The following is a 1,110-nucleotide window of genomic DNA, read 5'->3' as shown; positions in this document are numbered from 1 at the left end:
CGCGGTCGTCTCCAGCGGATGGAGCGACGCCGCCACGATGCGAGCCCGCGTCACGACGTAGGTCGCGGCGGTGGGCGACGCGCGGTATGAGCTGTGGCATCCGGAGCTCGATGCCACCCTGCAGACGACGGTCGCCTGGCGAGCCTGATGGAGGATCGAGAGTGCGCACACTGCTGTTATGCCGGCGGCGGTAGCAGCAGTTTGAGCGGTCTCGGCGAGAGGAGGCGGAAGGCAGCGCGGCAGCGGGAGTAACCAACGCGGCCCTACGGCAGCCTCGGCACCGAAGTGCCGAACAGCCACCCGTCGAAGAGCGGGTCGAGCGGGCCCTCGACGTAGTCGGCGGCAAGCGCCCTGAAGTCGTCGGTATCGGCGACCCCGAAGCGGTAGGTGGCAACCCATTCGCGCAACAGCAGGAAGAACGGCTCGTCCCCGATGGTGCGCCGCAGGGAGTGCAGCGTGAGGGCGCCACGCTTGTAGACGCGGTCATCGAACATGAGGGCCGGTCCCGGGTCACCGAGGATGATGTCGGTGGGCTGCCCGACGAGGTGCCGGCGGAACTGCCGGGCGAGGGCATCCGCCGACGGTCCACCCTGGTGTTCGGACCACAGCCATTCCGAGTAGCAAGCGAAGCCCTCGTTGAGCCAGATGTGCTTCCACGAGGCGAGGCCGACACTGTTTCCGAACCACTGGTGCGCCAGCTCGTGCGCTACGAGCCGCTCGACCAGGCCGACGCCGCCAGCATGGTTCGACCCGAAGATGGCCATCGCCTGGGCCTCGAGGGGAATCTCGAGCACGTCCGGAGTGACGATGACTGTGTACTCCGGGAACGGATACGGTCCGAACGAGGCCTCGAAGAACTCCATCATCGCGCCGAGCTTCGAGAAGTCTGCGAGCACGCCCTCGCGCAGGTCGGCAGGGTAAACGAGGGCCCCGGCCACGCCACCGAGAGCAACCGGGGTGCGAATGTAGCGCCCGATCTGCAGCGTGACGAGGTAGCTGGCCGTCGGCTCGGCCTGCTCGAACACCCACTGCCCGCGGCCCGAGCTCACGCGGTAATGCGTCTGCACGCCCGTGCCGACCACCGTGTACCCCTGTTCGGCGGATACCCGG

The 1,110-nt window shown here is 68.0% G+C and carries 1 protein-coding gene; it reads right to left on the bottom strand.

Annotated elements, in window-relative coordinates:
- Positions 1-263: 263 nt before the first annotated feature.
- A partial coding sequence (locus RMN95_RS15655; protein WP_309617837.1) for a M1 family metallopeptidase occupies positions 264-1,110 on the bottom strand: 847 nt, incomplete at its 5' end.

This window comes from Salinibacterium sp. (genome assembly GCF_031364185.1).
Taxonomy (GTDB): Bacteria; Actinomycetota; Actinomycetes; order Actinomycetales; family Microbacteriaceae; genus Rhodoglobus.
Note: the sequence above shows the minus strand (reverse complement) of the source record. Positions and strands in the feature narration are given on the sequence as shown.